Source organism: Microvirga yunnanensis (assembly GCF_025460875.1).
The window spans coordinates 1-3,302 of the sequence record NZ_JAMXFI010000007.1 but is presented as its reverse complement, the minus strand read 5'-3'; the positions used below and the strand labels follow the sequence as shown (position 1 = coordinate 3,302).

General features: G+C 65.5%; 5 protein-coding genes. 3 read left to right on the top strand and 2 right to left on the bottom strand.

Going from position 1 to position 3,302, the window contains the following annotated elements:
- Positions 1–180: 180 nt before the first annotated feature.
- Entirely contained in the window at positions 181–441 is a 261-nt protein-coding gene (gene rpsR, locus NF876_RS05315) for a 30S ribosomal protein S18 (RefSeq protein WP_036353512.1), read from the bottom strand.
- 3 nt (positions 442–444) lie between these two features.
- Positions 445–849 (bottom strand): 30S ribosomal protein S6, encoded by a 405-nt coding sequence (gene rpsF, locus NF876_RS05310; RefSeq protein WP_262267808.1) that lies wholly within the window; start codon positions 847–849, stop codon positions 445–447.
- A gap of 462 nt (positions 850–1,311) precedes the next feature.
- Here rpsF and NF876_RS05305 point away from each other — a divergent pair, with 462 nt between their 5' ends.
- From NF876_RS05305 to lepB, 3 genes are all read left to right on the top strand, one after another.
- Positions 1,312–2,070 carry a pyridoxine 5'-phosphate synthase gene (locus tag NF876_RS05305; protein ID WP_210812621.1) on the top strand — a complete coding sequence of 253 codons (759 nt, stop codon included), beginning with the start codon at positions 1,312–1,314 and terminating at the stop codon, positions 2,068–2,070.
- Positions 2,067–2,465 carry a holo-ACP synthase gene (gene acpS / locus NF876_RS05300; RefSeq protein WP_210812622.1) on the top strand — a complete coding sequence of 133 codons (399 nt, stop codon included), beginning with the start codon at positions 2,067–2,069 and terminating at the stop codon, positions 2,463–2,465. Before NF876_RS05305 ends, acpS begins: the two co-directional genes overlap by 4 nt.
- A gap of 227 nt (positions 2,466–2,692) precedes the next feature.
- The coding region (gene lepB, locus NF876_RS05295; protein WP_262267919.1) for a signal peptidase I at positions 2,693–3,302 on the top strand (610 nt) is incomplete at its 3' end.

The window sequence follows — 3,302 nt, the reverse complement described above, 5'->3', positions numbered from 1 at the left end:
CTCGGCCCCAAGGGACCCGGCGGATTCGCACCGCTGGGCTATCTGATGGTGGCGCGGCGGGCCGCACGGCGGCCCGCCGGAGGTCTTGCTTGAAGCATCGAACTCACGCGCGACGCTTCAAGCTTTTGTCTTACGGCATCTTTTCACGCAAAACCGGTTCCCGCTTTTGCGTCCGATGCTCTAGCGGATCACGTAGGGCAGCAGGCCCAGGAAGCGGGCGCGCTTGATCGCCTGGGCGAGCTCACGCTGCTTCTTGGCCGACACGGCCGTGATGCGCGAAGGAACGATCTTGCCGCGCTCGGAGATGTAGCGCGACAGGAGCTTCGTGTCCTTGTAGTCGATCTTCGGCGCGTTCGGGCCCGAGAACGGGCAGGTCTTGCGACGGCGGAAGAACGGACGACGGCCGCCGCCAGCGGCGCCACCGGTTGCACCAAATGCCATGACTTACGCCTCCTCGCCTTCGTTGCCGCCGTCGAAGCTGCCGCCGTCGCGCTCACGGCGCTCGCGGTCCTTGCGCTCGTCGCGGTCGCGCTTCTGCATCATCACGGACGGCTCGGTCTCGAGCTCTTCCACCTTGATGGTCATGAAACGAAGGATGTCTTCGTTGATGCGCATCTGACGCTCCATCTCGGCCACGGCCGGAGCCGGAGCGTTGAGGTTGAACATCGTGAAATGCGCCTTGCGGTTCTTCTTGATGCGGTAGGCGAGGGACTTCACGCCCCACATCTCGGTCTTATCGACGCTGCCGCCGTTCTGCTCGATGACGCCCTTGTACTGGTCGACCATTGCTTCGACCTGCTGCGGGGTGACATCCTGGCGAGCCATGAAGATATGCTCGTAGAGAGGCATAGTGGGCCTTTCTCAGGTTTGAGGTTCAAGCCTCGGCACTGTTTTCAAGAGTGTCTTGGCCGTTTCGCGCGTCCGATCGGCGCCAAGCCCTTCGAGCCTGCAAGGCCCGAGCGGTTGTCGAAGGCGGAGACACGGGACGACGGAGCCGAAACTCCTGCATGGCCAAGCCATACCGTCCGTTCAGCCCCCGGCCGGAGCGAACGCGAAGGGGCCGCTATAGTCGATTTGGACCAGGAAGGCAAGGGATGTCCGGCCACGGGCCGACAACGTCATCAGCCCTCGTGCCGGTGATCCCGGCAACCCCGAAACGCCGCGCTCTTTCGACCGGGATGGCCGGCACAGGGCCGGCCATGACAACGAGGGGGCCTTCCCAAGCCGCCGCTCGGACGATTTGCCGTTGATAGCGCATCCGCGGACCGATGGAACCCTGGTCAACGGATCCCCTTAGGCTAAAACACCCTTATGAAAGCTCCTCCTCTCCGCCTCGGCGTCAACATCGACCACGTCGCCACCGTCCGGAATGCCCGCGGCGGCCATCACCCGGATCCGGTCCGGGCCGCGCATCTCGCCGTCCTGGCCGGTGCGGACGGCATCACGGCCCATCTGCGCGAGGACCGGCGCCATATCCGCGACCAGGACATGGAACGGCTCAAGCGCCAGCTCTTCGTGCCGCTGAATTTCGAGATGGCCGCCACTTCGGAGATGGTCGCGATCGCGACCCGCATTCATCCCCACGCGGCCTGTCTCGTGCCGGAGAAGCGGGAGGAACGCACCACCGAAGGGGGCCTCGACATCATCGGCGCCCATACCCATCTGCGTCCGGTGATTCAGGAACTGAAAGCCGAGGGCATTCGGGTGTCCCTCTTCGTCGAGCCGGAGATCGCCGTCATGGATGCCGCCTGCGACCTGCAGGCGCCGGTGGTCGAACTCCATACGGGAACCTATTGCGAGGCCATCGCCGAAGGCGACCAGGCCCGGATCGCCCATGAGCTGGAGCGGCTGCAGCGCGCCGCCGAGCACGGCGCGAGGATCGGCCTCGAGATCCATGCCGGGCATGGCCTCGCCCTCGACTCGGTCCGCCCTGTCGCGGCGATTCCCCAGATCGTGGAGCTCAACATCGGCCATTCCCTCGTCGGTGAGGCCATCTTCGTCGGCCTCGACGAGGCGGTCAGGGCCATGCGGGTGGCGATGGACGAGGGCCGGGCACAGGTGCCGGCGTGATTCTCGGCATCGGGTCCGATCTGTGCGACATCCGGCGCATCGAGAAATCGCTCGAGCGCTTCGGCGAACGCTTCACTCATCGCATCTACACCGAGGGGGAGCGGGCGAGGAGCGACCGCCGGGCGGCCCGGGCGCCGTCCTATGCCCGCCGCTTCGCCGCCAAGGAGGCCTGCGCCAAGGCCCTGGGTACGGGCTTGAGCCACGGGGTCTTCTGGCGCGACATGGAGGTGGTCAACCTTCCCACCGGACGGCCCACCATGCGCCTGACGGGCGGCGCCCTGGAGCGTCTCGAGGCCATGACGCCGGCCGGCCACAGGGCGGTGGTGCACGTCTCCCTGACCGACGATCCGCCCATGGCGCAAGCGTTCGTGATCATCGAGGCGCTTCCGGCCTGAGCGGGCCGCGTTGCGGCAGGACGCCGCTTGGGTTAGAGCATGGCCGCCGCGGAACGGGCTCCGATCCGCGGCACCGACTGCAGTAAGGATTGATTCTTTCGAGAGTGGTTTGCCCCTGGGGCTGAGGTGCAAACCCCTCTCGACCTGCCACACGGACGAGGACGGCTCCGGCCGCCGGAGTCCAAGAGCATAGGTCGACAGACGTGAGCGAAAAAAGCAGCAAGTACGTGGGTAGCAGCGCGAAGAACGAAGAAGGCGGCATCTGGGAGACCATCAAGGTCATCGTCCAGGCCCTTCTGATCGCGGTCGTCGTGCGCACCGTGCTCTTCCAGCCCTTCAACATTCCGTCGGGATCCCTCATCCCGACCCTTCTCATCGGCGACTACCTGTTCGTCTCCAAGTATTCCTACGGGTACTCCAAACATTCGATCCCGTTCAGCCCGGGCCTCTTCTCCGGCCGCATCTTCGGGTCCGAGCCGAAGCGGGGCGAGATCGCCGTGTTCAAGCTGCCCAAGGACAACTCGACCGACTACATCAAGCGCGTGATCGGCCTGCCGGGGGACAAGATCCAGGTGATCGGCGGCGTGCTGCACATCAACGGCCAGCCGGTCCAGCGCGAGCGGGTGGAGGATTACAAGACCACCGACCTCTACGGCCGCACGATCTCGGTGCCGCAGTACCGGGAGACGCTGCCCGGCGGCGTCGCGCATTTCGTCATCGAGCGCGACGGCGACCGCGGCTACTGGGACAACACCAACGTCTACACGGTGCAGCCCGGCCATTTCTTCATGATGGGCGACAACCGGGACAACTCGACGGATTCCCGGGACGAGGCCA